Here is a 25,078-nt window from a genome sequence, read left to right as displayed (position 1 = left end):
AAATTGACTTTAAGCTTTAACAACAGTACAAAAATGGCACATAAACATCCTGGACGGATTAAATAATAAACAAAGGAGATTGTTATGGCGGATAAGAAAGCTACCCTTCATGTTGAAGGCCATGCGCCGATCGAACTGCCAATTATGGACGGTACGTTAGGTACACCTGTAATTGATGTTCGTAAACTGGGAGCCAATGGTTATTTTACTTTTGACCCAGGTTTTCTTGCCACTGCATCTTGTGAATCGTCAATTACGTACATCGACGGCGGCAAAGGTATTCTTTTGCACCGCGGTTACCCAATTGACCAATTAGCCAATAACGCAGATTATTTGGAAGTATGTTACATCCTGCTTTATGGCGAAGCCCCTACCCGTGAGCAATACGAGCAATTCAAGACTATCGTTACTCGCCATACTATGGTGCATGAGCAGATCGCGAGCTTCTTCCATGGCTTCCGTCGCGACGCTCACCCTATGGCAGTAATGTGTGGTGTGGTTGGTGCATTAGCGGCCTTCTACCACGATTCACTTGATATTAATAACGACGAACACCGTGAGATCGCGGCTTACCGTCTAATATCCAAAATGCCAACACTGGCGGCGATGTGTTACAAGTACTCAATCGGCCAGCCATTTATCTACCCTCGCAACGATTTGAGCTATGCGGAAAACTACCTACACATGATGTTTGCGAACCCGTGTGAAGAGTACGAAGTAAATCCTGTTGTTGCGCGCGCGATGGACAAAATCTTTACCCTTCATGCCGATCACGAGCAAAACGCATCAACGTCGACAGTTCGTTTGGCTGGTTCTTCTGGCGCAAACCCGTTCGCATGTATTGCCGCAGGTATTGCTTCTCTATGGGGACCTGCACATGGTGGCGCAAATGAAGCTTGTCTGAAGATGCTGGAAGAGATTGGCAGCGTAGACAACATTCCTGAGTACGTAGAGCGTGCAAAAGACAAAGATGACCCATTCCGTCTAATGGGCTTCGGTCACCGTGTTTACAAGAACTACGACCCACGTGCAACAGTAATGCGCGAAACGTGTCACGAAGTTCTAAAAGAGCTGAACATCAAAGATCCACTACTAGACGTAGCAATGGAACTTGAGCGTATTGCACTTTCTGACGAATACTTCGTGTCTAAGAAGCTATACCCGAATGTCGACTTCTACTCAGGTATCATCCTAAAAGCGATCGGTATTCCTGTATCGATGTTTACGGTAATTTTCGCGATTTCTCGTACTATCGGTTGGATCGCTCACTGGAACGAAATGCACAGCGACCCACTAAACCGAATCGGTCGTCCTCGTCAGCTATACACTGGTGAAACTCAACGTGAGTTTTCTCCACTGCACGAGCGTGAGTAAGCGTTAGAATCGAGTAAATATGAGGGTTGGCGTGAAAGCGTCAACCCTTTCTTTTTTGAAGAGACGAGAACGAGCTGCGCTCTATGGAACACTTCGCTTCGGGATGCGAAAGGTGATTGCTTAACACTTCCGCATCTCAAAGGACAAAGCCCGGGTCTTTTATACTGGGTTATCAATATCAATAAACATGACGTCTAACCCGTGCTCGTGCGCCAACCATTCGCCCAGCGCTTTAATACCGTAACGTTCCGTTGCATGGTGACCTGCTGAGAAATAATGAATGTCTAACTCACGAGCCGTGTAAGTGGTGCGTTCTGAGATCTCGCCTGAAATGAATGCATCTAATCCATGCTGAGCAGCAAGCTCAATATAATCCTGACCACCACCAGTACACCAACCAACCGTCTCAATCATCTTTTCTGCATTTTCAGGGGCGATATGCAGAGGTTCGCGGTTTAGTACTTGATTGATTTTATGCGCAAAGTCAGCACTAGTCATTGCCTGTTTCAAACGACCAAACATCGCTACCGATTGGGGGTGTCCTTCTAAGCCGCCTTCCACTTCAATGTCTAGCAAGCGTGCAAGTTCTGCGTTGTTACCAAGTTCAGGATGAATATCTAACGGTAAGTGATAGCCATACAGGTTGATATCGCTTTTGATCAAGCTGCGGATGCGTTTGCCTTTCATGCCACGAATCGGCTCTGCTTCACCTTTCCAAAAGTAACCATGATGGACAAGCAGCGCATCGGCCTCTAGTTCTATTGCCTTGTCAATCAACGCTTGTGAAGCCGTCACGCCAGTTACAATACGTTTGATTTCTGATTTGCCTTCTACTTGCATACCATTCGGTGCGTAGTCTTTAATAAGTTGCGGCGACAATTTCTCGTTAAGGATCTTTTCCAGCTGTAAATTATTCATTATTACTTCCAATACTTGTGGCTTGAGCAAAGTGTATATCGAACCGCAATCGAGATGCCAGTTGTGGCATCCCCAACTCAAATAAATTTAGATACAATAGAGAGGCTTTGCCCGTGACAACAAGGATAATGGATGAATTCTCTACAACGTTTCTATCAATGGATTGCTAACACCCCATCACTTTTTAAACTTCAAGCACCCTTTGTCACTGTTGAAGATATTCCGGCATTGCCGTTACCAGACAATGAAAATTACGATGGAAATCCACGTCTCGGCTTTCTATACCAACATCTTTGTACCAAGCTGCTGACTTGCTCCTCTCGATATGAGTTGGTTGCCGAAGAGATTCAACTCAATGATGCTACCGGGCGCACAATTGGCGCCGTTGATTTGATCCTCGAAAATCAGGAGACCAAGCAGCACGAGCATTGGGAAGTCGCCATCAAGTTTTACTTACTGCATGAAGGTATTTGGTATGGACCAAATGCTCACGACCAACTGCACAAAAAGCTCGATCGCATGCTCACCCATCAGCTAAAAATGAGCCAGAGAGAAGAATTCCATCAGCAACTGCCTTTAGACCATATCCCTAGTGAACACCTACTGATGCAGGGACGCCTTTACGTTAACCCTTTTACGTCAGAGAGAATACCGACAAGCTGTTTAGGCTACGAGCTAGACCAAAATCAAATATGCGGTTACTGGTGCTATCACAGTCAATGGGAGCGAATTGAAGAGCCCCTGTACCCCCTTTCTAAACCATTGTGGGCAATAGGCAATGAAGAGTTCTTAGAGCCAATCGATAAACCATCAAACAGATTCGTTCACGCTCAAACAAAAAGCGGTCAGTTTTGGTTTGTCGTACAGGATGAATGGCCGAACTAATACGGAAAACGGGAAACGGGAAACGGCAAACGGCTTTATTTTGTCTTTCTAGGAACAAGTTACATCAGACCTCCTTAATCAAATTACCTTTTCACTATACTCTCAACGAGCACCTCTCGATTCCTAGAGCGAAGCGCTCCCGATACTCGGAGCGTAGCATTCTCTATATAACAAAAAGGGCCGACATAATGTCGACCCTTTTCAAAACCTTAATCGCTTGTATTACAAACCAGCGGCTGCAAATACTTGATTAACGATCTCTTGTGCTTCTGCTTCGATTTGTTTTAGGTGCTCTTCACCTTTGAAGCTTTCACAGTAAATCTTGTAGATGTCTTCTGTACCCGATGGACGAGCAGCGAACCAGCCGTTAGCTGTTGTCACTTTTAAGCCACCGATTGCTGCACCGTTACCAGGAGCATGCGTTAGACGAGCGGTAATTGCATCACCCGCTAGTGTCTCAGCTGCTACCATTTCTGGTGACAGTTTCTTCAGTACGTCTTTTTGTGGACCATTCGCTACAGCTTGAATACGGTTATACTTAGATTCACCGTGTTTAGCTGCAAGCTCTTCATAGTAATCTTGAGGGTTCTTGCCCGTAACTGCAGTGATCTCTGCCGCTAGAAGACATAACAAGATACCGTCTTTGTCTGTTGACCAAGGCGTACCATCTTTACGAAGGAAAGACGCACCAGCACTTTCTTCACCGCCGAAGCCGAACTTACCAGTGTATAGGCCATCCACAAACCACTTGAAGCCTACTGGCACTTCACAAAGCTCGCGACCTAGATCTGCAACAACACGGTCAATAAGCGCGCTTGATACTAGTGTCTTACCAACAGCGACATCCTTACCCCATGCATCACGATGGCGGTACAGGTAGTCGATACACACCGCTAGGAAGTGGTTCGGGTTCATCAAACCTTTTGGCGTTACGATGCCGTGACGGTCGTAATCTGGGTCATTACCAAATGCTAAGTCGTATTCATCTTTCAGTGCTAATAGACCAGCCATTGCGTAAGGAGAAGAACAGTCCATACGTACAACGCCATCTTTATCTAGCGACATGAATTGGAAAGACGGGTCAATTGCTTCGCTTACTAGCGTTAGGTCTAGGTTGTATGCCTGACCAATTTGACGCCAGTAATCGATGCCGCTGCCACCCAATGGATCAACACCAATCTTCAGATTTGCTTTTTGGATTGCTTCCATATCGATAACGTTCACTAGGTCATCAATGTATGGTTTCACCAAATCGATCTCGACAAAAAGATCCGATGCTTTTGCTTCAGCTAGCGGTAGGCGTTTCACACCTTGTAGACCTTCAGCAATCAGCGCGTTTGCACGATCTTCGATTGCTTGAGTCAGTTCCGCTTCTGCAGGGCCACCGTGAGTCGGGTTGTATTTGATACCGCCGTCTTGTGGTGGGTTGTGAGATGGTGTGATCACGATACCGTCTGCTTTGTCATCATGCTTGATGTTGTAAGTCAGAATCGCGTGTGAAATGCCCGGCGTTGGCGTGTAACCATTATCCTGCTGCACAATCACTTTTACACCGTTCGCAATCAATACTTCTATCACACTCGAAAATGCTGGCTCAGACAGGGCGTGCGTGTCTTTACCAACAAACAATGGACCTGTTGTACCTTGCTCAGCACGAACTTCTGCGACCGCTTGAGCGATAGCTAAAATGTGGTTTTCATTAAAGGTGTGCTTGTCCGCAGTACCACGGTGGCCAGAAGTACCAAATTGAACCTTGTGTTCTGCATTCGCTGCATCTGGCTGAAGTAAGAAGTAGTTAGCAACGAGTGCTGGGATATTGTGAAGATCTTCCTGCTGCGCTTTTTGCCCAGCACGAGGGTGCATAGCCATGTTTGACATCCTTTCTATAAATACAAATAAAATTAAAAAAGCCTCATAATATCCGCTAAACGCTACACATTATGAGGCTTCTATCAGGTTTCTTTAGATTGAACCTGTTACTTTTTCTATCAAGTCAGGTTGGAACTCCATGTGTGTCATTACCTGCTCAACCATCTGCCTTTTACGACTGGTGTTGTTATTGGTAATCACCCAAAACGGTGTATCCGGAATAGCTTTAGGCTTGGTTGTATTGCCATTTGCTAACAATGTCTCTTCATTGTCGGCAAAATATACACGTTTGCGACCTTTGACCTTTGTTGCTTGCGCAAACCCTTCCGGGTTCAGGTTATGCAGGGTTGACAATACCAACATAAAACGATCAATTGCTTTTTTAAGACCAGCAAACTCATCAGAAATCAGCAGAGATCGCATCTCTTTTACTGTATCAACTGACTCTGTTTTACCAGCATCTTTACTTACTACAATCCCTTGTGGCTGCTCTACTACAGGTGCAACGACTGCTTCCTGCAACTGACCATCAAGGTTCAAAAGGCGTCGTAAAATATCCGAGGCACTTTCACCGATATGCTTGGTTTGACCCGCAATGTAACGGTATAGATCCTCATCAACCTCAATTGTTTTCATTCGCTTTTCACATTCTCAATGTTTAAACTCTGGGGGATTATAACGAGATCCTTACGGATACTCCACGTTAAACCCATCACGAATAAGATAAAATGTCAGCATTACTCAACTATAAGCAAGAAGGCCACGGCCAACCGGTTGTTTTGATTCATGGATTGTTTGGCAGTTTCAGTAATCTTGGCTTACTGGCTCGCGATCTCGTTCAGGATCACTCGGTGATCAGCATCGATCTTAGAAATCACGGCCTTTCATTCCACTCAAATGAACACAATTATCCGACGATGGCCCAGGATGTTGCCGACTTACTGCATCACTTAGATATTGAACCAGCATTGGTAATTGGCCACTCTATGGGGGGCAAAGTAGCGATGAAATTGGCTGAGATTGCACCTCAGGTCGTCAAACAACTGATCGTCTTGGATATGGCTCCTGTCGCTTACAACACTAATCGACACGACAACGTATTTGGTGGTTTACAAGCCGTAATAAATGAACATCCGACGAGTCGCCAGCAAGCCATGGACATTCTTGCCCATCACATCGAGATGGATGGTGTAAGACAATTTCTATCCAAATCGCTATACAGAAATGGAGATAAAATGGATTGGCGTTTCAATGTCGCAAGTCTACTGAGTAACTATGCAGACATTATTGACTGGCAAGAAATCCCCGTGACCAATATACCCACCCTATTCGTCAAAGGTGGGGATTCAGACTACCTGATGCCAGAGCATCAGCCTGCAGTTCAACGTCAATTTAGCAATGCGAAAGCACACATCATTGCAAATACTGGCCACTGGTTACATGCAGAAAAACCAGCCGAAGTGATGCGTGTGATCAGGAAATATATTTCGAGTTAACAAATTCGAATAACTACGCCTAATTATTGAAATAAGCCTTCTTATAGTGCATTAACTTTACCGATTAACAGTGGTATAGTGCGGCCAAGATTTTTTGGCATGAAGGACGACGATGCTATACGACTATATGGACATGCTCGAGTCGATTGGGCTCGATCTGCTTTTTGCTGCTATCTTCTTTTTCATCGGGATGGCAATAAAAGATGTACTAAAGCAGGGCAATGTACCTATTTTTGGTCGTCGTATCGTATGGTTAGTTCTTTTCCTAGGCTGCGCTGGTTTTATCGCAAAAGGCATTATTCAGCTTAGCTGGGAAGGCACTGGATTAGGTTAAGATCCACTCCCCATCGCCAGTAACATACAATGTAAAGGTATAGACTCTATGGCAAGTGTAGGTATCTTCTTCGGTAGCGACACAGGTAATACTGAAGCCGTTGCAAAGATGATTCAAAAGCAACTAGGCAAACAGCTAGTTCACGTTCAAGACATCGCAAAAAGCAGCAAAGAAGACATTGATAACTTTGATCTTCTACTTCTAGGTATCCCAACTTGGTACTACGGTGAAGCACAATGTGATTGGGATGACTTCTTCCCAGAACTTGAGCAAGTAGACTTCTCAACTAAGCTTGTGGCTATCTTTGGTTGTGGTGACCAAGAAGATTATGCAGAGTACTTCTGTGACGCAATGGGTACAGTACGTGATATCGTTGAAGCAAAAGGCGGTACCATCCTAGGCCACACTTCAACTGAAGGTTATGAGTTTGAAGCGTCTAAAGCACTTGTTGAAGGTGATGACAGTCAATTTGTAGGCCTATGTATCGATGAAGATCGTCAACCAGAATTAACTGACGAGCGTGTTGAAAACTGGGTTAAGCAAATCTACGAAGAGATGTGCCTAGCTGAGCTTGAAGGCTAAGACAGCATTCATGAAAAAGACCTCCAATTTGGAGGTCTTTTTGTTTCTATTGATTGTTCATGAAGCTTCTGTGGCAATCTCTTCTTCTCGATACTGAGGCTTTTTACGCACATATAGCTTACGTTTAACTTCAGACACCACGTTTCCATCTTTGTCTTTCACATAAGTGATGAATTCAGGAAAACACTTTTCTCCATTTCGCGTCATCTGATAGATCTCATCTAACATCCCGTCGGTTACTTCAAAATCTGCATACAGATCACTTTGACCAGGCTTGATAAAGTTAATGCTGGCCTCTTTATCCCATACATAGTATTCCTCTCGCAGAATACCCATCAGCATCAGAGAATAAACAGGATCGGTCAGAGAGAAGATACTGCCACCATATTGGGTTCGATTTGCGTTTTTATTCCACCAACGAAGCTTTAATCGGACATTAACCGTTCGAAAATCCTCGGAAATATGTAAGATTTTAATTCCAGCGCCCCAAAAAGGCGGCCAAATATTGAGCGCAAACTTCACTATTCCTGGCTTGTATATTTTGGCGAGTCGCTTATTCATTGCTTTCCATGCCCCTAACATTTCCATGTTACGCAATTGTAACTGGTCTGATCTGTAATATAATCGACCCGTTTCCAATTTACAAAAATAATCTATTAACCCTTTGAAGTTCGTGGTTTATTGTTGACGCAGCTTAACCTATAATGGTAGGAATATTGAATTCTGTTAAATCGCTGCAGATGATCCAACGGGAAAGTATATGTCAGACAACAATCAGGCGCTAAAGGATGCGGGTCTTAAAGTAACGCTTCCAAGGCTAAAAATTTTAGAAGTACTACAACAGCCAGACTGCCAACACATCAGCGCTGAAGATTTGTACAAGAAGCTTATCGATTTAGGTGAAGAAATTGGTCTTGCAACTGTTTATCGAGTTCTAAACCAGTTTGATGATGCGGGTATCGTTACTCGCCACCATTTTGAAGGCGGCAAATCAGTATTTGAACTTTCAACTCAACACCATCACGACCACCTAGTTTGTCTTGATTGCGGTGAAGTTATTGAATTCTCAGATGACATTATCGAACAACGCCAGAAAGAGATTGCAGCTCAATACAACGTACAGCTGACTAACCACAGCTTATACCTTTACGGTAAGTGCAGTGATGGCTCTTGCAAAGACAACCCAGACGCACATAAACCATCAAAATAAGACCCCGAGTCTTATGCACCAATAACGTAAAACGCCAGCCTCAGCTGGCGTTTTTTATTGCCTATAAAATCAGATTGGACTCAAAAAAAATGCCAGCAATTGCTGGCATTTTTTTAGCGACAAATTGAGATTATTGGTTCTCGATCTTCGCCCAAGTATCACGCAGGCCAACCGTTCGGTTGAATACTAGCTTATCTACAGAAGAGTCTTTCGAATCTGCGCAGAAGTAGCCCATACGTTCAAACTGGAAGCCTTGTTCAGCTTCTGCTTTCGCTAAGCTTGGCTCAACAAAACCGTTTAGAACCACTAGTGATTCTGGGTTGATTGTTGCAGCGAAGTCATTTGCTGCTGCTGGGTTAGCAACAGTAAACAGACGGTCGTACAAACGAATTTCTGCCGGCAGAGCTTTATCAGCGGATACCCAGTGAATAACGCCTTTCACCTTGCGACCGTCCGCAGGGTTCTTACCAAGCGTGTCAGCATCGTAAGTACAGAAGATTGTTGTAATATTGCCTTCTGCATCTTTCTCGATGCGTTCAGCTTTGATCACATATGCGCCACGTAGACGTACTTCTTTACCTAGAACCAGACGCTTGTACTTCTTGTTCGCTTCTTCACGGAAGTCTTCACGCTCGATCCAAACTTCACGAGTAAACGGAACTTCACGCTCACCCATTTCAGGTTTATTTGGGTGGTTTGCAACAGTTAGAGTTTCAACCGCGCCTTCTTCGAAGTTCTCGATAACGATCTTAACTGGATCAAGAACCGCCATCGCACGTGGTGCGTTTTCGTTTAGATCATCACGAATACAAGATTCTAGTGAACCGAACTCAATCATGTTCTCTTGCTTCGTTACACCGATACGCTTACAGAACTCACGGATAGACGATGGAGTAAAACCACGACGACGTAAGCCCGATACAGTAGGCATGCGTGGGTCATCCCAACCATCAACTAATTTCTCAGTCACTAGTTGGTTTAGTTTACGCTTAGACATCACTGTGTATTCAAGGTTTAAACGGCTGAACTCGTACTGGTGAGGACGACATTCGATTGTGATGTTGTCTAGTACCCAGTCGTACAAGCGACGGTTATCCATAAACTCCAGAGTACAGATAGAGTGCGTAATGCCTTCTAGCGCATCTGAGATACAGTGTGTGAAGTCGTACATTGGGTAAATGCACCACTTGTCACCTGTTTGGTGGTGAGTAGCGAAACGTACACGGTAGATCACAGGGTCACGCATTACCATGAATGAAGAACCCATATCGATCTTCGCACGAAGACACGCTTTACCTTCTTCGAACTCGCCTGCGCGCATTTTTTCGAACAGCGCTAGGTTTTCTTCGATTGGACGATCACGGTATGGGCTTGGTTTACCCGGAGCCGTTAGCGTGCCGCGGTATTCACGAATCTGCTCAGGACTTAGCTCATCAACGTACGCTAGGCCTTTATTAATCAATTCAATTGCATATTCGTAAAGCTTGTCGAAGTAGTTTGATGAGTAACATACTTCACCATCCCACTCGAAGCCCAACCAGTTTACATCTTTCTTGATAGACTCAACGTATTCGATGTCTTCTTTTTCAGGGTTTGTATCGTCGAAACGCAGGTTACATTGACCCTGGTAGTCCTGAGCAATACCGAAGTTCAAACAGATAGACTTAGCATGACCGATATGCAGGTAACCATTTGGTTCCGGCGGGAATCGAGTATGCACGCTAGTGTGTTTACCATCCGCTAGATCTTTATCAATGATCTGGCGAATAAAGTTTGATGGACGAGCATCAGCTTCACTCATCTATAGCACCTCAAAATAATAGTATTGTCAGAGAAAACGAGACTCTGCTAACCGCTGTGGTTTTACAGAGTGCATTGCTCCTAATGATCCACAATTATTAGTAATTAGACAACAAGATCTCGCTTTAAATAGCCATTATTTATCGTGTTAGCTTGATTGCTCAGCAGTTCATCGCCTTAAAAACGAAAAAAGGCCTCCCGAAGGAGGCCCAATCATAGAGAGTCAGTTTGATGTAATTAAGGAAGTTTTACATCTGATAGGTCTTCACCTGCACCGATTGCTTTCATTTCACCAGCAACGATTTCTGCAAGAGGACCAAGGATAACTTGAAGGTTGTTTTCGCCAAGCTTAACTACACCTTTCGCGCCTAGTTTCTTAAGTACTGCTTCGTCAGCAACAGAGCGGTCTTTTAGAGTAAGACGTAGACGAGTGATACATGCGTCGATTGAAGTTAGGTTGTCATGACCACCTAGAGCTTTTAGGTATTGACGAGCTAGGTCACCTTTCTTCGCATCACCAGCTGGCGCAGCAGATGTCTCTTCGTCATCATCTTCACGACCTGGCGATTTCAGGTTGAATGCGCGGATTGCGAAGCTAAATGTGAAGAAGTATAGAGCACCGAAGCCTAGACCGATTGCGAACAATAGTAGAGGTTTAGTTGCTAGGCCGTAGTTCAATACGAAGTCGATAAGACCAGCAGAGAAGCCGAAGCCGTGCAGCGTGCCAAACATGTTAGCAACTACTAGAGATAGACCAGTGAATACTGCGTGCATTGCGTATAGAGCTGGAGCTAGGAACACGAACATGAACTCTAGAGGCTCTGTAATACCAGTTAGGAATGAACAGAATGCTACCGAGAATAGTGCGCCACCAACTTGGCTACGTTTTTCAGCAGGAGCTGCTAGGTACATAGCTAGAGCAGCACCAGGTAGACCGAACATCATTACTGGGAAGAAGCCGTTCATGAATACACCAGCGCTCTTATCGCCGCCGAAGAAGCGGTGTAGGTCACCAGATTTAACAGTTTCAGTTACTTCTTTAACTGTTGCTGTGATTTCTGGAGTTACAGAGTTAGCAAATTCAAATGTGTGAGTTTGACCAGCAACAAGAGTCTTAGCTAGAGCTGGGTCAACACAAAGCTGTTGTAGAGCAGGAAGTGCTTGACCAGCAGCTGTTGCGCCAGAAACTAGAACTTCTTGACACGTACCCATACCGAACCAGAAGTACGAGTTTAGTACGTGGTGTAGACCTACAGGGATAAGTGCACGGTTAAGAGTACCGTATACGAACTGACCGATAGCACCAGAAGTAGAAACTGCGTGAGCTAGCGTGTCAAGACCGCCTTGGATTGTTGGCCATACAACACCAGCAACAGCACCTGCTACTAGCGAGAACAGACCCGCCATGATTGGTACTAAGCGTTTGCCAGAGAAGAATGCCAACCACTCAGGAAGACGTGTAGCATGGAAAGCGTTGTAAGAGTGACCAGCGATGATACCAGCGATGATACCACCAAAGAATGACATGTTAACGTCAGCGTTGATTGTTGTCGCTGTTGCTGTAATTACGAAGTAAGCAACTGCACCAGCTAGGCCAGCAGCACCTTGACCGTCTTTAGAAAGACCAATCGCAATACCTAGACCGAATAGAAGTGGAAGCTGACCGAAGATCGCGCCACCAGCTTGAGCCATAAATGGAATGTCTAATAGGTCACCTTGACCTAAGCGTAGTAAAAGCGCCGCAACTGGAAGCGTTGCGATAGGAAGCATAAGAGCTTTACCTAACTTTTGCGCATATCCAAGAATATTCACCTTAAGTTCCCCCTATAGGATTTTATGTTTTGTCGAAAGACTTATTTCAGTCGTTCAATTTAGTCGTTCTCAGTTTATGACATTAATTTTGCTCCGCAAATTAAAAGCTCATTGTTTGTGATCATAATCACCAGTTTTTGCCATTCCAAAAGGTTTTTGCTAGCGAGATCATAAAACTTATTTTATTATACGAAAAAATGGCGTTTTAAAGATAAGATTCTCGCACTTTATGCAAGACAGAATCAGTGTTATTTTGGTATCTCAATAGATGATTCATAGTAACTTCGCTCTGAAAAACAATCATAAAAAACAATTACTTTTATGTTTTTCAGTTGGTTACTCTGATAATGACATCGATAAAACGCGACTTGCTGTATTTAACTCGTTATCTAATTCAGTAACACAAAGTAAGTTACCGATTAGGTTCGTATTCATCGCTATTAGATAACGAGGAAGAATTTAAATTCTCACGTATAAGGATTAGCTGACTATGTATGCGCTAAGTAACTGTAAAATCTATACCGGTAGTGATGTTCTTACCGATCATGCGGTCATCATCGACAACGACAAGATTCAATCAGTAGTGCCAGTTACTGAACTGCCAGAAGGTATGGAAATCAAAAATCTGGAAGGTGCAAACCTAAGCCCGGGTTTTATTGACCTTCAGCTAAACGGCTGCGGTGGTGTGATGTTGAATGATGAAATCACTCCAGAAACAATGCAGATTATGCATGAAGCTAACCTTAAGTCTGGTTGTACAAGCTTCCTACCTACTCTTATCACTTCTTCAGACGAAGACATGCGTGCTTCTATTGCTGCTGCTCGCGAGTACCACAACAAATACCAAAACCAATCGCTAGGTTTGCACCTTGAAGGTCCGTACCTAAACGTAGCGAAAAAAGGTATTCACAGTGTTGACTTCATCCGCCCTTCTGACGACGGAATGATTGACCTAATCTGTGCAAACGCAGATATCATCGCAAAAGTAACGCTAGCACCAGAACAAAATGATCCTGAGCACATCTCTCGTTTGAAAGCAGCTGGTATTGTGGTTTCTATTGGTCATACCAACGCAACTTACGCTGAAGCTCGTCAAGGCTTCGAAGCAGGTATCACATTTGCCACTCACCTATTCAATGCGATGACGCCAATGGTTGGTCGTGAACCAGGTGTGGTTGGTGCGATTTACGATACTCCTGAAGTTTATGCCGGCATCATCGCTGACGGCTTCCACGTTGATTACGCAAACATTCGAATTGCTCATAAAATCAAAGGTGAAAAGCTTGTTTTGGTGACGGATGCCACAGCTCCAGCAGGTGCTAACATTGATCACTTTATTTTTGTCGGTAAGAAAGTATATTACCGAGATGGTAAGTGTGTTGATGAAAATGGCACACTAGGCGGCTCAGCTCTGACTATGATTGAAGCAGTTCAGAATACAGTTGAGCACGCAGGCATCGCTTTAGACGAAGCTCTACGAATGGCTACGCTGTATCCAGCAACCGCAATCGGTGTTGAAGACAGCCTTGGTCGTATTCGAAAAGGTATGGTAGCTAACCTGACCGTTTTCGATCGTGACTTCAATGTAAAAGCGACGGTTGTTAACGGACAATACGAGCAAAATTAAGCATGAATGGCGGACAGATTGGTAATGTAGATTTAGTAAAACAGCTTAACAGCGCTGCGGTATACAGGCTGATTGACCAACAAGGTCCAATCTCCCGTATTCAGGTCGCGGATGTTAGTCAGCTCGCCCCAGCGAGTGTTACCAAAATAACCCGCCAACTTTTAGAGCGCGGCTTAATCAAAGAAGTCGCGCAACAAGCTTCTACCGGCGGTCGACGAGCTATCTCGCTGACCACTGAAGTAAAACCTTTCCACTCCATCGCCGTTCGATTAGGACGAGACTATGTTCAGTTTTGTCTTTATGACCTAGGTGGTGCGGCATTAGCAGAAGACCAGCACGAACTCCACTACACCAATCAAGCAGACCTCATCGCAGGTTTAGTTGATTTGTTAAAAGAGTTTGTCGACCGCTGCCACGATAAGATTGATCAATTGATCGCTATCGGCATTACACTTCCTGGTTTGGTGAACCCTACCACCGGCGTTGTTGAGTACATGCCGAACACCGATATTGACAACCTAGCGTTGGGCGAGATCATTAGAGAGAAGTTCAATACTGCATGTTTTGTTGGTAACGACGTGCGTGGTATGGCCCTGGCTGAACACTACTTTGGGGCAAGCCAAGATTGCCAAGACTCTATTCTTGTTAGCGTTCACCGAGGTACTGGTGCAGGTATCATTGTTAATGGCCAAGTATTCCTAGGCTTTAACCGTAACGTGGGCGAAATTGGTCACATTCAGATCGATCCACTTGGTGAGCAATGTCAATGTGGTAACTTTGGCTGTTTAGAAACCGTAGCGGCAAACCCAGCTATCGTTCAACGAGTGAAAAAGCTGATTGCACAAGGTTACGAATCTAGCCTTACCCAGCTTGAGCACATCACCATTGAAGATGTATGCACACATGCAATAAATGGTGACGAACTAGCTAAACAAAGCTTAGTCCGCGTAGGCAACCAGTTAGGTAAAGCGATTGCGATTACTGTTAACTTGTTTAACCCACAGAAAATCGTTATTGCCGGTGATATTACTGAGGCTGAAGAGATCGTATTCCCTGCGATTCAACGTAATGTTGAAAACCAGTCACTAAAAACTTTCCACAACGAACTGCCTATTGTCGCTTCTCTTATTGACAAACAACCGACAATGGGTGCGTTTGCAATGATTAAACGTGCAATGCTAAATGGCGTTTTGTTACAAAAATTGCTTGAAGACTAAGCTTTTATTCAACTAATTGAGTTACAATCTCGGGCTGTGAATTCACAGCCCGTTTTTGTATGTCAGGGATATCGCTCAACAGTATGGAAATCATTCTAATTACAACAGCTTTTATAGCTGGTTTTATTGCACTAAAATGCAACCTCCCTCCTCTAGTTGGCTTTCTACTAGCCGGTTTTGGCTTGCATGCGTTTGGCTACCAAAGCAGTGAAACTATTATCACGTTAGCTGATCTTGGTGTTACCTTGCTGCTCTTTACCATTGGTTTAAAGCTAGATGTAAAAACACTTCTTTCCAAAGAGATTTGGGGAGGTGCAACCGCGCACAACATTCTATCCACCCTTTTCTTCGCGCTGGTTCTCATCGGACTTAAATTGCTAGGTCTATCTTCCCTAGCGAGCATGGAACATAGTCAGATCCTACTACTCGCCTTTGCTCTATCCTTCTCAAGTACCGTATTTGCCGTTAAAACACTGCAAGAAAAAGGTGAGATGAATGCCACGTACGGTACGTTGGCAATTGGTATTCTGGTTATGCAGGATATCTTTGCGGTTGTTTTCCTCACCGCTTCAACTGGTAAAATCCCAGAGTGGTACGCAATTGGATTGTTTGCACTGCCCCTTCTTCGCCCGATGTTCTATAAGTTACTGGATAAAGTAGGACACGGAGAGATGCTGGTTCTCTTTGGTATCTTCTTTGCACTTGTTGTCGGTGCAGGCTTGTTTGAGCTAGTCGGCATGAAGCCTGACCTAGGAGCATTGATACTTGGTATGTTGCTAGCAGGGCACCGCAAGGCGTCAGAGCTATCTAAATCCCTCTTCAATATGAAAGAGTTGTTCCTTGTTTGCTTCTTCTTAAATATTGGTTTGTCGGCTTCATTGAGCTTTACTGGTGTTGGTCTTGCTCTTTTGTTTATCTTACTGCTGCCTATTAAAGGACTGCTTTATTTCCTAACCATCAATCACTTTAAGTTCCGCGTACGGACTTCGTTACTGACGTCCCTCTCGCTTTTCAACTACAGTGAGTTTGGTCTGATTGTTGGTGGTTTAGCATACAAGATGGGATGGATGCCAAGTGATATGTTGGCTGCCATTGCTGTTGCTGTTTCTATCTCATTTATCATCTCGGCACCGTTAAACCGGCTCGGTCACCAGATTTACCAACATTCAGGTAAATGGCTACAAGAGACAGCGGCAGAAAAGTTGAACCAACGAGATCAACTTATCAACCCCGGCCATGCTCAAGTATTAATTCTAGGTATGGGGCGAATTGGCACAGGTGCTTACGATGAATTACGAGCTCGCTACGGGAAGATTTCGCTCGGCGTCGAAGTTCGTGAAGACGCAGCACACAAACACCGCTCTGAAGGCCGCAATGTCATTGCGGGCGACGCAACTGACCCCGACTTTTGGGAGCGCATCTTAGATACAGCAAATGTAAAAATGGTGCTGTTAGCAATGCCGCATCACCAAGGTAACCAAACGGCGCTTGAGCAGTTACAAAGCCGAAACTATAAAGGTCAGATTGCGGCAATCGCCGAGTATCCCGACCAATTAGAGGGTCTACTAGAGACTGGTGTCGATGCTGCGTTTAATATCTATAGTGAGGCTGGTAGCGGTTTTGCACGACATGTGTGCGATCAGTTGCAACCTCAATTTACGCCAATGAAATAAGTTCCAACACAATATTTTTATTGAGCCCTCTATTAATTGGAGGGCTTTTTTGTACGTTTTTTACACCAAACCTTAATTTCATTCACCAATTTCGCACTTTGTTTAAATAAAATCTAACCAACAAGCCTTTTTATCAATTTTTTAATCACAAAACGTTGCTTTTTTTACTCAGAATGGCAAATTGAATCCATACAGATTAAAAATTGTTTAGTTTAAAAAGGATGTTGTATGTGTTCAGTATTTGGCATTTTAGACATTAAGAGCGATGCAGCGGCATTGCGCCCTATCGCACTTGAGATGTCGAAAAAGCTTCGTCACCGTGGTCCAGACTGGTCTGGTATTTACTCATCAGAGCGTGCAATCCTAGCGCATGAACGTCTGGCGATCGTTGGTCTAAATAGTGGTGCTCAGCCACTATACAGCCCTGATAAAAAACTCATCCTTGCTGTTAACGGCGAAATCTACAACCACAAGGAAATTCGTGCGCGTTACGAAGGCAAATACGAGTTCCAAACCGATTCAGATTGTGAAGTTATTCTGGCGCTATACCAAGAAATGGGCGCTGACCTTCTTGAAGAGCTAAACGGTATTTTTGCATTCGTACTTTATGATGAAGAAAAAGACGAATATCTAGTGGGTCGTGACCACATCGGTATTATTCCGCTTTACCAAGGTTACGACGAGCACGGTAACTACTATGTCGCTTCAGAAATGAAAGCACTGGTACCAGTATGTAAAACCGTGAGTGAATTCCCTCCAGGTTGTCACTACAGCAGCGCTGATGCGGAGCCTCAACGTTACTACATCCGAGACTGGAACGAATACGCAGCGGTACAAGGCAACAGTACAAGCAAAGAAGAACTAACAGAAGCACTAGAAGCAGCAGTAAAACGCCAACTAATGACCGATGTTCCTTACGGTGTACTTCTTTCTGGGGGTCTGGATTCCTCAATCACTTCGGCTGTTGCAAAACGCTTTGCAGCGATGCGCATCGAAGACGATGAAAAATCTGAAGCATGGTGGCCACAACTGCACTCTTTTGCTGTGGGCCTAGAAGGTGCGCCAGATTTGAAAGCGGCTCGCGAAGTGGCTGACCAAATTGGTACGGTTCACCACGAGATGACTTACACCATCCAAGAAGGTTTAGACGCGATTCGTGACGTGATTTATCACATTGAAACCTACGACGTAACAACAATTCGCGCTTCAACACCAATGTTTCTAATGGGTCGTAAGATCAAAGCGATGGGTATCAAGATGGTACTGTCTGGTGAAGGCGCTGATGAAATCTTCGGTGGTTACTTATACTTCCACAAGGCACCAAACGCGAAAGAGTTCCACGAAGAGACGGTACGTAAGCTGCTTGCTCTGAACATGTTCGACTGTGCGCGTGCTAACAAATCACTAGCTGCATGGGGCGTGGAAGGCCGTGTACCTTTCCTAGACAAAGAGTTTATTGATGTAGCAATGCGCTTGAACCCAGCAGACAAGATGTGTGGCAACGGTAAGATGGAGAAACACATTCTACGTGAGTGTTTCGAGCACTACCTACCAGAATCGATCGCATGGCGTCAGAAAGAGCAGTTCTCTGATGGCGTGGGTTATAGTTGGATTGATACGCTAAAAGAAGTAGCAGAGCAGAAAGTTACGGATCAGCAAATGGAGACGGCTCAATTCCGCTTCCCTTACAATACACCAACGACGAAAGAAGGTTATGTATACCGCGAGATCTTTGAAGAGCTGTTCCCTCTGCCATCTGCAGCAGAGTGTGTTCCTGGTGGTCCGTCAGTCGCGTGTTCTTCGGCTAAAGCGATCGAGTGGGATGAATCATTCCAAAACTGTGTTGACCCATCGGGTCGTGCAGTACAGACCGTTCACAACGACGCATACTAATCTTATTGAGCTTTTAATAGGCTGGATCCCCCAGCCTTGAACACAAGTAAGACAAACACGATCAAAAAGAGGTGCTTTTCGCACCTCTTTTTCTATTTACTAGCATCACAAGTCGAGATCTTTATTCTCAATACTGATAGGTACGCTTTGTGTAATCATTTTCACTAGCATCATAGAACGCTTCTCTCCATCCTTTTCTTGGAAGATGGCCTCTATGCCCGCAAACTGTCCACTCTTAATACGAACCATATCTCCTTGCTTTGGTAAAGAGATGGTCGTCGTTTGATCAAGCTGATGCTCTGAGTTCCTCAATTCTGAGATTAAGGCCCCATCTACTTCTTTTGGCTGTGAACCAAAGCGAACAAAATCAATCACACCACGAGTTGATCGAACTGAGGTGAATGTTGGCCCTTGTTCATAGTCAAACTTTGCAAAAACATAGGAAGGAAAAAGAGGCTCATTAACGATTTGCCTTTTTCCTCGTAAAATCTTTTCTACTTCTACCGTCGGGTAGAAACACTCTACCGCTTGGTTTTCTAAGTGCAGCTTCGCTCTAGCCTGCTCGCCACGCTTACAATAAATCAAATACCAACGTTTCATTCTTTATGTTCGCCTACTACTTTTTTAATTATCGTAGCATTATCATGAAAATGAGTCATTCATGATTAAAATCATATACGTAACCCAGAATCACATCCACGAAATCAATGACTTACATTAAAGAAACAAACCAAATGTCCACACTCAAAATTGGAAATTAAGTTTGTAGTACAAGTATTGCACCGACAAAAACTCTAGATTAATACTCAAAAACAGCAACTTAACAAAGCATTACTATCGAAACATGAAATTTTATTATTTGTCATCACATGAATTGCAATGTATACGTAGATTTCGTTAAAAAATGTAATAACTACTATTAGAAGAGCTTATGTCAAACCAACATCAATACTTTGGTCACCCACGTGGCTTGTTCTTATTGTTCGGAACTGAACTATGGGAACGCTTTTCTTACTACGCAATGCGCGCCATTCTAGTACTTTATCTGACTGACACAACCATGAACGGTGGTCTTGGCTGGTCGACTAAAGATGCTCTAGATCTTTACGGCATCTATACTGGACTTGTCTACATCACTCCACTTATCGGTGGCTACCTTGCGGATAACTACTTGGGTCAGCGTCGTTCGATCCTAATTGGTGGCGCGTTAATGGCTGTTGGCCAATTTACACTAGCGATGCCAGCAGATGCTCTAGGTCTTGGCTCTCTCCACACTTTCTACCTAGGTCTTGGACTTCTTATTGCTGGTAACGGTCTATTCAAGCCAAACATCTCTACTATGGTAGGTGACCTATACAAAGATGGCGATAACCGTCGTGACGGCGCGTTCACTATCTTCTACATGGGTATCAACATCGGTGCACTACTTGCGGGTGTCGTGTCTGGCTCGGTAACCAATGAGTTTGGTTGGAAAGCAGGCTTTGTTGCTGCAGGTGCTGGTATGCTGATCAGCCTTGTAATGCAAATGTCATTCGCTCAGTCTTGGCTTGGTGATATTGGCCGTGAACCAGCGGCAAAACGCGATCTAGCAAACAAGAACTCAGCGAAAAAAGAGCCTCTAACGAAAGAAGAAGTTGACCGCATCAAAGTTATTCTAGTAATGAGCTTGTTCACGATCGTCTTTTGGGCTGGCTTTGAGCAAGCCGGCGGTCTAATGAACATCTACACGCAGCAATACACAGATCGTATGATCGGTGGCTTCGAAGTTCCTGCAGCGTGGTTCCAATCGCTAAACCCATTCTTCATTATTACTCTTGCACCTGTACTAGCCGTTCTATGGGTGAAACTGGGTAAACGTGAACCGAATTCACCAATGAAGTTTGCCTTCGCGATGTTCTTCCTAGCACTAGGCTTCCTATGTATGGTTGGTGCTGTTATGGAGCAAGGTGGAGACACAGCAGTGAAAACATCTATGCTATGGCTAGTTGGTGCATTCTTCTTCCATACCCTTGGTGAGCTATGTCTATCACCTATCGGTCTATCTCTAGTAACGAAACTAGCTCCGCTACGTCTTGCTTCACTTATGATGGGTGCATGGTTTGGTTGTAACGCAATTGCAAACTACGTTGCCGGTTACGTGGGCTCTCACGTGGGCGAACTTGGTGCGCTAGCTATCTTCAGCGGTATCGCAGTAACAGCGACTATCTCTGGTGTGATTTTACTGTTGTTCTCTAACACGCTTGTACGTTGGATGCATGGTGCAGAGAATACACACAGCGCAGTAGAACAAATTGAAGAGCAACAAACTCAAGTTGCTTAATATAAAGTGCAAATAAAAACAAAGGGTCGCAATTGCGACCCTTTTTGTTTTCTGACACTCAAGCATGGCTGGAGATAGGTTTGGGTTAAGCTTTATAGCTTGGAACGAACAAGCTCGGCCATCATCTCGATGTGTTCATCATTGTCATTCAAACAAGGAATGTAGCTGAAGCTCTCGCCACCAGCTTCTAGGTAAATCTCACGGCACTCTTCCGAGATCTCTTCAAGCGTTTCTAAACAGTCTGCCGAGAACGCTGGCGTAATCACATTAAGCCTTTTCTTACCTTGGCTTGGGAGTACTTCCAGCGTCTTATCTGTGTATGGCTGCAGCCACTCTTCACGACCGAAGCGAGACTGGTACGTCATACCTATTTGATCTTCACTTAAACTAAGAGCCTCAGCCAATAATCGTGTTGTCTCTGTACAATGTATAGGATAGATATCACCATTGTCTGCATAGCGCTTAGGAATACCATGGTAAGAACACAGCAAGTAATCACCTTGGCCATGCTCAGCCCAGTGGTCGCGCACCGATTGAGCTAATGCGGCGATGTATTGGGGATGATTGTGGTAATCACGAATAAAGCTAAACTCTGGCATTACTGGCATCTTTTGAAATGCCTTTGTCATGCCATCAGAGACGGCTGCTGTTGTCGTCCCTGAATACTGTGGGTATAGAGGCAACACAATCACATCTTCAACACCTTGTGCTTGTAGAGCTTCAAAACCTGATTGCAAACTTGGATTGCCATAAGTCATGCCTAACTCTACGGGCAGATCTAATGCCACCGCTAGCTTTTCTGCTTGGCGTTTTGAATACACCATGAGAGGTGATCCGTCTTCCATCCATACCGATTCATATAGCTTGGCTACTTTTGGAGAACGAATTGGCAGAATGATACCATGCAAAATTGGGCACCACAGCCAACGTGTCATATCAACAACACGGTGATCATGAAGGAACTGACTTAGAAAGCGTTTAACAGCTGGCGGAGTTGGCTCATCTGGCGTCCCAAGGTTAACCAATAACACACCCTGCTTCTTATTGTTGTTTTTCATAACATCCTATTCATGGTAAACGGCTTGGTTTGTACGGCATATCGAAGAGAAAAGTTCATCGTACTAACAGGCAGAATAAAAAAAGCGACCTAAAGGTCGCTTTTAAATATATCAAAATATTAAATTTTGCCGTTAGCAAATTATGCTAGTGCTTTCTCAATATCTGCGCTCACTTCTGCAACTTGCTTAGTACCATCGAATTTAAGGTACTTAGTGTTACCAGCTTCTGCTTCTTTACCGTAGTAGTTGATAAGTGGTGCAGTTTGATCGTGGTAAACACCTAGACGTGCGCGTACTGTTTCTTCTTTGTCGTCATCACGAACAACAAGATCTTCACCAGTTACGTCATCTTTACCTTCCACTTTTGGTGGGTTGTAAACAACGTGGTAAGTACGACCTGAAGGAAGGTGAGCACGACGACCAGCCATACGTTCAACAATCACGTCATCCGCTACGTCAAATTCAATAACGTAATCTACATCAACGCCCATTTCTTTTAGGCCGTCAGCTTGAGGGATAGTGCGTGGGAAACCATCTAGTAGGAAACCTTTTTCGCAATCGTCTTGAGCAATACGCTCTTTGATTAGACCAAGGATGATTTCATCAGAAACTAGCTGACCAGCGTCGATAACAGCTTTAGCTTGTTTACCAAGCTCTGTACCTGCTTTGATAGCAGCACGAAGCATATCACCAGTAGAGATTTGTGGAATACCGTATTTATCCATGATGAAGTTTGCTTGTGTGCCTTTACCTGCACCTGGAGCACCTAGAAGAATGATGCGCATGATTTATCCTCTTTAATATTTAAGATTTATACCGAAGCTCACAATAACTGAATCTCTTGGACATTAGCCCAACAAAGTCCTCGCAACGATAAGTTTCGGTATAACGTTTAGGCGAGCCAAAATACACGCCTTACTACTCACATTCAAGTATTGAGATTCTAACACAGCTTCATTATGCAATGAGCAGTTTAAGACTAAAGAATGTTAGCAATGCCTGCTTTCTTGTCTTATTGATTACTAACTCAACACTTAAAGTGTGAATCTATGCGGTTGCAAACAAAAAGCCCGCATTTTGCGAGCTTTTTGTGGATATCTGACTATTAAACCTTAGTCAAAAGCTTGTTGATGGCACCTACAAATTGCGTTGGGTCTTCCATTGAACCACGTTCAGCAAGCATTGCTTGACCTAGCAACACTTCCACCCAGCGACCAAATGCTTCTTCATCGGCTTCATCAGCCATACGCTTCACTAGTTCATGTTCTGGGTTAATTTCGAAAATGTACTTCACTTCTGGTACTGCTTGGCCTGCTGCTTCTAAAAGCTTGGCCATTTGCGTTCCCATTTCAAAATCATCAGTAACAACCACTGCTGGCGTAGTAGCTAGTTTGAACGTTGTGCGAACCTCTTTAACACGGTCACCCAAGTAAGACTGAGTGCGCTCAACAACAGACTTAAACTCTTCTTCTGTCTCTTTCTGCTTTTCTTTTTCCGCTTCGTCTTCAAACTGACTTAGATCTAAGCCTGCTTTGGTGATCGACTGGAACTGCTTACCATCAAACTCTGTCAGGTAGTTCATCAACCACTCATCGATACGGTCATACATCAAGATAACTTCGATACCTTTCGCCTTGAACTGCTCAAGGTGCGGGCTGTTTTTCGCTGCTGCGTAGCTGTCTGCCGTTAGGAAGTAGATCTTATCTTGGCCTTCTTTCATGCGTTCAACATAAGAGACAAGAGCGACGGTTTGCTCTGCAGATTCCAGTTCAGTAGATGCGAAACGCAATAGACTGGCAACTTTCTCTTTGTTTGCCATGTCTTCTGCAACGCCTTCTTTCATTACCAGGCCAAACTCTTTCCAGAATGACTGGTACTTTTCATCATCATTCTTCGCCATACGCTCAAGCATGGTTAGCACGCGTTTGGTACAAGCATTACGCAATGACTGAGTGACCTTGTTATCTTGCAGAATTTCACGAGAGACATTCAGAGGCAGATCATTTGAATCAATCAAACCACGAATAAAGCGCAAGTAAGATGGCATGAACTGTTCTGCGTCATCCATGATAAATACGCGCTGCACGTACAGCTTTAGACCCGATTTATGGTCGCGATTCATCATGTCCCAAGGTGCTTTAGCTGGGATATAAAGCAGGCTGGTGTAGTCGTTTTTACCTTCTACACGGTTATGGCTCCACGTCAATGGGTCAGCAAAGTCGTGAGAAACATGCTTGTAGAATTCTTGGTACTCTTCTTCTGAGATATCTGATTTGTTGCGAGTCCATAGCGCTTGAGCCTTGTTTATTTGCTCCCATTTCTTCTCACCCGTTTCTTTGCCTTCGTCATCACGAACTGCAGTTTGGATAGAAACAGGGATGCCGATGTGGTCAGAATATTTGCTAATCACATCGCGCAGGCGCCATTCGTTTAAGAACTCTTTACCTTCTTCACGCATGTGAAGCACGATATCCGTACCACGAGTATCTTTGGTGATTGTCTCGATGGTGTAATCACCTTCACCGGCAGAATGCCACTGAACAGCTTCATCGGCCGCTAGACCTGCAGCACGAGTACGAACCGTTACCGCATCGGCAACGATGAATGCTGAGTAAAAGCCAACACCAAATTGACCAATAAGCTGAGAGTCTTTACTCTGCTCATTAGACAATTTTGAGAAAAACTCTGCCGTTCCTGATTTTGCGATGGTGCCTAAGTGCTCAATCACATCATTACGGCTCATTCCGATGCCGTTATCAGAAATGGTGAGAGTATTCGCTGCCTCATCAAACGCAAGCTTAACACCAAGATCTGCGTTACCCTCATACAAATCTGGGTTGGATAAGGCTTGGAAACGCAGTTTATCTGATGCGTCAGACGCGTTTGAGATCAGTTCGCGCAAGAAAATCTCTTTATTCGAGTAAAGAGAATGAATCATAAGGTGAAGTAGCTGTTTTACTTCAGATTGAAAGCCACGAGTTTCTTTGTTTTGAGATACGGTATCGCTCAT

At 44.3% G+C, this 25,078-nt stretch carries 21 protein-coding genes; 11 read left to right on the top strand and 10 right to left on the bottom strand.

Annotation, left to right across the window (positions count from 1 at the left end; all coding sequences use genetic code 11):
- The first annotated feature begins 84 nt into the window (after nucleotides 1-84).
- Nucleotides 85-1,374: a citrate synthase gene (locus ACTS60_RS02490; RefSeq protein ID WP_440887005.1), complete on the top strand. Its 1,290-nt coding sequence runs from the start codon at nucleotides 85-87 to the stop codon at nucleotides 1,372-1,374.
- 159 nt (nucleotides 1,375-1,533) lie between these two features.
- Here ACTS60_RS02490 and ACTS60_RS02485 read toward each other — a convergent pair whose 3' ends face one another.
- Entirely contained in the window at nucleotides 1,534-2,292 is a 759-nt protein-coding gene (locus ACTS60_RS02485; RefSeq protein ID WP_440887004.1) for a Nif3-like dinuclear metal center hexameric protein, read from the bottom strand.
- A gap of 132 nt (nucleotides 2,293-2,424) precedes the next feature.
- Here ACTS60_RS02485 and ACTS60_RS02480 point away from each other — a divergent pair, with 132 nt between their 5' ends.
- On the top strand, nucleotides 2,425-3,177 hold the full coding sequence (locus ACTS60_RS02480) for a DUF1853 family protein (RefSeq protein ID WP_440887003.1): 753 nt from the start codon (nucleotides 2,425-2,427) through the stop codon (nucleotides 3,175-3,177).
- A 222-nt stretch (nucleotides 3,178-3,399) separates the two neighbouring features.
- Here the strand turns inward: ACTS60_RS02480 and pgm are convergent, their stop codons facing one another.
- Together pgm and seqA are read right to left on the bottom strand one after the other, a co-directional pair.
- Complete coding sequence (pgm, locus tag ACTS60_RS02475) at nucleotides 3,400-5,046, bottom strand: phosphoglucomutase (alpha-D-glucose-1,6-bisphosphate-dependent) (protein ID WP_440887002.1); 1,647 nt, start codon at nucleotides 5,044-5,046, stop codon at nucleotides 3,400-3,402.
- Nucleotides 5,047-5,139: 93 nt separating this feature from the next.
- A complete protein-coding gene (gene seqA, locus ACTS60_RS02470; RefSeq protein ID WP_440887001.1) occupies nucleotides 5,140-5,682 on the bottom strand; it encodes a replication initiation negative regulator SeqA in 543 nt (180 codons plus the stop codon).
- Nucleotides 5,683-5,774: 92 nt separating this feature from the next.
- Between seqA and ACTS60_RS02465 the strand changes: the two genes are divergently transcribed.
- From ACTS60_RS02465 to fldA, 3 genes are all read left to right on the top strand, one after another.
- Nucleotides 5,775-6,542 carry an alpha/beta fold hydrolase gene (locus ACTS60_RS02465; protein WP_440887000.1) on the top strand — a complete coding sequence of 256 codons (768 nt, stop codon included), beginning with the start codon at nucleotides 5,775-5,777 and terminating at the stop codon, nucleotides 6,540-6,542.
- A gap of 112 nt (nucleotides 6,543-6,654) precedes the next feature.
- Complete coding sequence (locus ACTS60_RS02460) at nucleotides 6,655-6,876, top strand: DUF2788 domain-containing protein (RefSeq protein ID WP_440886999.1); 222 nt, start codon at nucleotides 6,655-6,657, stop codon at nucleotides 6,874-6,876.
- Nucleotides 6,877-6,924: 48 nt separating this feature from the next.
- Nucleotides 6,925-7,458 carry a flavodoxin FldA gene (fldA, locus tag ACTS60_RS02455; protein WP_005436966.1) on the top strand — a complete coding sequence of 178 codons (534 nt, stop codon included), beginning with the start codon at nucleotides 6,925-6,927 and terminating at the stop codon, nucleotides 7,456-7,458.
- Nucleotides 7,459-7,515: 57 nt separating this feature from the next.
- Here the strand turns inward: fldA and ACTS60_RS02450 are convergent, their stop codons facing one another.
- On the bottom strand, nucleotides 7,516-8,019 hold the full coding sequence (locus ACTS60_RS02450; RefSeq protein ID WP_440886998.1) for a DUF4442 domain-containing protein: 504 nt from the start codon (nucleotides 8,017-8,019) through the stop codon (nucleotides 7,516-7,518).
- Between the two features lie 199 nt (nucleotides 8,020-8,218).
- On the opposite strand from ACTS60_RS02450, the gene fcrX reads away from it, so the two are divergent.
- Entirely contained in the window at nucleotides 8,219-8,668 is a 450-nt protein-coding gene (gene fcrX / locus ACTS60_RS02445) for a ferric iron uptake transcriptional regulator FcrX (RefSeq protein WP_010446797.1), read from the top strand.
- Nucleotides 8,669-8,798: 130 nt separating this feature from the next.
- Here the strand turns inward: fcrX and glnS are convergent, their stop codons facing one another.
- Complete coding sequence (gene glnS, locus ACTS60_RS02440) at nucleotides 8,799-10,469, bottom strand: glutamine--tRNA ligase (RefSeq protein WP_440886997.1); 1,671 nt, start codon at nucleotides 10,467-10,469, stop codon at nucleotides 8,799-8,801.
- 236 nt (nucleotides 10,470-10,705) lie between these two features.
- Nucleotides 10,706-12,280 carry an N-acetylglucosamine-specific PTS transporter subunit IIBC gene (nagE, locus tag ACTS60_RS02435; protein ID WP_440886996.1) on the bottom strand — a complete coding sequence of 525 codons (1,575 nt, stop codon included), beginning with the start codon at nucleotides 12,278-12,280 and terminating at the stop codon, nucleotides 10,706-10,708.
- Between the two features lie 490 nt (nucleotides 12,281-12,770).
- Between nagE and nagA the strand changes: the two genes are divergently transcribed.
- From nagA to asnB, 4 genes are all read left to right on the top strand, one after another.
- Nucleotides 12,771-13,907 (top strand): N-acetylglucosamine-6-phosphate deacetylase, encoded by a 1,137-nt coding sequence (gene nagA, locus ACTS60_RS02430; protein WP_440886995.1) that lies wholly within the window; start codon nucleotides 12,771-12,773, stop codon nucleotides 13,905-13,907.
- Between the two features lie 2 nt (nucleotides 13,908-13,909).
- The gene (gene nagC / locus ACTS60_RS02425) at nucleotides 13,910-15,124 is read left to right on the top strand and encodes a DNA-binding transcriptional regulator NagC (RefSeq protein WP_440886994.1); all 1,215 of its coding nucleotides are present in this window, start codon (nucleotides 13,910-13,912) and stop codon (nucleotides 15,122-15,124) included.
- 83 nt (nucleotides 15,125-15,207) lie between these two features.
- Nucleotides 15,208-16,797 (top strand): cation:proton antiporter domain-containing protein, encoded by a 1,590-nt coding sequence (locus tag ACTS60_RS02420; protein ID WP_440886993.1) that lies wholly within the window; start codon nucleotides 15,208-15,210, stop codon nucleotides 16,795-16,797.
- A gap of 228 nt (nucleotides 16,798-17,025) precedes the next feature.
- Nucleotides 17,026-18,690, top strand: a complete 1,665-nt coding sequence (gene asnB, locus ACTS60_RS02415; protein WP_440886992.1) for an asparagine synthase B — start codon at nucleotides 17,026-17,028, stop codon at nucleotides 18,688-18,690.
- A 105-nt stretch (nucleotides 18,691-18,795) separates the two neighbouring features.
- Here the strand turns inward: asnB and rfaH are convergent, their stop codons facing one another.
- On the bottom strand, nucleotides 18,796-19,290 hold the full coding sequence (rfaH, locus tag ACTS60_RS02410; protein WP_440886991.1) for a transcription/translation regulatory transformer protein RfaH: 495 nt from the start codon (nucleotides 19,288-19,290) through the stop codon (nucleotides 18,796-18,798).
- 331 nt (nucleotides 19,291-19,621) lie between these two features.
- On the opposite strand from rfaH, the gene ACTS60_RS02405 reads away from it, so the two are divergent.
- Nucleotides 19,622-21,010: a peptide MFS transporter gene (locus ACTS60_RS02405; RefSeq protein WP_440886990.1), complete on the top strand. Its 1,389-nt coding sequence runs from the start codon at nucleotides 19,622-19,624 to the stop codon at nucleotides 21,008-21,010.
- Nucleotides 21,011-21,102: 92 nt separating this feature from the next.
- Here ACTS60_RS02405 and hemH read toward each other — a convergent pair whose 3' ends face one another.
- From hemH to htpG, 3 genes are all read right to left on the bottom strand, one after another.
- Nucleotides 21,103-22,068 carry a ferrochelatase gene (gene hemH / locus ACTS60_RS02400; RefSeq protein ID WP_440886989.1) on the bottom strand — a complete coding sequence of 322 codons (966 nt, stop codon included), beginning with the start codon at nucleotides 22,066-22,068 and terminating at the stop codon, nucleotides 21,103-21,105.
- A 140-nt stretch (nucleotides 22,069-22,208) separates the two neighbouring features.
- Nucleotides 22,209-22,853: an adenylate kinase gene (gene adk / locus ACTS60_RS02395; protein WP_440886988.1), complete on the bottom strand. Its 645-nt coding sequence runs from the start codon at nucleotides 22,851-22,853 to the stop codon at nucleotides 22,209-22,211.
- 320 nt (nucleotides 22,854-23,173) lie between these two features.
- Complete coding sequence (gene htpG, locus ACTS60_RS02390) at nucleotides 23,174-25,078, bottom strand: molecular chaperone HtpG (protein WP_440886987.1); 1,905 nt, start codon at nucleotides 25,076-25,078, stop codon at nucleotides 23,174-23,176.

This window comes from Vibrio sp. WZ-1 (assembly GCF_052037695.1).
Classification (GTDB): domain Bacteria; phylum Pseudomonadota; class Gammaproteobacteria; order Enterobacterales; family Vibrionaceae; genus Vibrio.
Note: the sequence above shows the minus strand (reverse complement) of the source record. Positions and strands in the feature narration are given on the sequence as shown.